The organism is Bacillus sp. AFS037270 (assembly GCF_002585305.1).
In genome coordinates, this window is record NZ_NUNF01000135.1 from 1 (window position 1) to 2,597 (window position 2,597).

2 protein-coding genes are annotated in these 2,597 nt (G+C 38.0%); one reads left to right on the top strand and one right to left on the bottom strand.

Features of this window, described 5'->3' with window-relative positions:
• Positions 1-224 precede the first annotated feature (224 nt).
• Positions 225-1,463, bottom strand: a complete 1,239-nt coding sequence (gene fabF / locus COD92_RS31330) for a beta-ketoacyl-ACP synthase II (protein ID WP_098532301.1) — start codon at positions 1,461-1,463, stop codon at positions 225-227.
• Positions 1,464-1,585: 122 nt separating this feature from the next.
• On the opposite strand from fabF, the gene COD92_RS31335 reads away from it, so the two are divergent.
• Positions 1,586-2,434 carry a helix-turn-helix transcriptional regulator gene (locus COD92_RS31335; RefSeq protein ID WP_098532300.1) on the top strand — a complete coding sequence of 283 codons (849 nt, stop codon included), beginning with the start codon at positions 1,586-1,588 and terminating at the stop codon, positions 2,432-2,434.
• The last annotated feature ends 163 nt before the right edge of the window (positions 2,435-2,597 follow it).

Sequence of the window (2,597 nt, forward strand, 5' to 3'; positions counted from 1 at the left end):
CATTTTTGTTTTAATAAAGCACCCATATAGTTTAAGTGTAATATTTCACAATCTTTCATTTTAATTAAGAAAAAGGCGACCTTCATTTAGAAGAATCGCCCTTATAACCGTCCTTTAACCACAGATCTCATTCGTCTTCATAACTAAAGAATCTAAAATCCGCATTATGCTATTTTTCTTTTAAAGAGTATTGTTGATTTTCTAACCAATTTTTAAGAATATTTTTACATTTCATATTTTTTCAAAGCAATGACAGCATTATGCCCGCCGAACCCAAACGAATTGGAGAGACCTATGTTGAGATTTGTTTGTCGGGCTACGTTCGGTACAAAATCTAAATCACATAAAGGATCGGGATTTTCTAAGTTGATTGTGGGAGGAATGATGCCCTCCTTCAGGCTTTTTGCTAATGCAATAGCTTCAACTCCACCAGCGGCTCCTAATAAATGACCTGTCATCGACTTATTTGCGGTAACAGGTATTCTGTATGCCCGTTCGCCAAACAGTTTTTTTATCGCTATTGTTTCAGATAGGTCACCGACCTTTGTACTTGTTGCGTGAGCACTAATCATATCCACATCATCAATCGAAATGGACGCATCCTTTAAAGCCATTTTCATGGCAAGATACGCTCCTCTGCCTTCTGGATGAGTGGATACCATGTGATAGGCATCCGAACTAGCACCGTATCCAATTACTTCGGCATAAATTTGTGCATTTCTTTGTAAAGCATGTGTTAAGGATTCAAGTATTAAGATTCCTGCACCTTCAGACATGACAAATCCATCTCTTTCCGAATCAAAGGGACGACTAGCAGCACTTGGGTCATCATTCCTTGAAGATAAAGCAGTTGCATTTTCAAAACTGGCTAATGACAATTCTGTTACGGCAGCTTCCGCCCCTCCGGCAAATGCGATATCAGCGAAACCATACCGAATTGTTCTGAATGCCTCACCAATAGCTGTATTTCCAATTGCACATGCGGAGACCGGTGCCATCGCAGGTCCCAATGCACCATATTTAATACTGATTTGTGCAGAAGCCGCATTTGCAATCATCGCTGGAACCAACGCGGGGCTTACCCTTTGAGGTCCTCTTTCTCGAAGAATATCAATATTTTTAGTTAACGTCTCAATTCCGCCGATTCCTGAACCAACATATACACCGAGACGCTCTAAATCAATTTCCGTAGAGTTCAGTTTGGAATCGTCCCATGCTTGTTCAGCTGCAGCAAGAGAGAATTGACAAAATCGATCCATACGCCTTGCTTCCTTCTGTCCAAGTAGATCTTCAGCATTAAAATCCTTAACTAGTCCAGCAATTTTGGTTTTATGTTTACTAGCATCAAATGTATGAATGTAAGAAATTCCAGATCTGCCTTCGGTTAAATTCCTCCAAAATTTGTCAACATTGTTTCCCAATGGTGACACGACACCCATTCCTGTAATCACAACTCGTTCCATATTTATTCCCCCTCGTAAAGATTATCTATATTTTCACACTGTTTTTATCCTATTACAAGTTGTTGTTTATCATAGTATAATTAGTAATATGATAATCGTTTTAAGATAGGAGTATTGTGAATATGAATAGCAAAACTAGATTAGAAGCCCTATCCGAATTTTTAAAGTCAAAACGTGCAAATATACAACCTCAATCAGTGGGATTACCAACCGGAACTAGGAGGAGAACCCCAGGTCTAAGGAGGGAGGAAGTTGCCCAGTTAGCTGGAGTGAGCACTACCTGGTACACATGGCTGGAACAAGGGCGAAATATTAAGGTCTCGTCTTCTGTACTAGATTCTATAGCATCTGCTCTACAATTAAATAACGATGAACGAAAGTATCTATACGATTTAGCATTAGAAGTAAACACAAATGTGTATAAACAAGACGTTTTACAAACAAAAATTTCCCCTTCTTTAGAAAAAATTTTAACAGAATTAAAATATTGCCCTACTCTGATCACAGACCGACATTTCCAAATCGTTGGTTGGAATCCTGCTGCAGCCTATGTTTTTTTGGATTTTGAACAAATTCCCATTGAACAGAGAAACTTAATCCGCTTAGTGTTTACTAGGAAAGAATTGAGGTCTTTAGCTGTCAATTGGGAGCATTTTGTGAAAGGCTTTCTATCCATCTTTCGGGTTTATTATGGACAACACATGGGGGATGAATGGTACACTCAATTTCTCGAAGAAATGACTAATCTTAATCCAGAGTTTAAGTCCTTATGGCAAGAAAATCAGGTGAATATGGCTCCCGAAGTATTAATTGAATTTAGACATTCCAAGGCAGGTAAAATGATTTTTAATTTAACTTCTTTACAAGTTCATGGTAATACTGATTTTTGGTGTAGCATTTATACTCCTGTCGAGGGTTCCTCTACTGAAGAAAAATTAAAGAAGATGATGAAAAAAGGTGAAAAAAGTTAATATTAGAGCTGAAAGTAGTGCTAATTGATATGTTAAAAGGGGGACTAAAACCTCCCCCTTTTTTTGTGCTATTTGATGTGTTAATTCACTTTTCTAGCTCAAAACCGAACCCGTTATTTTGCGATCCGTCTTCTTTAATTAACGCACCCGTTTGTTTAAGTGT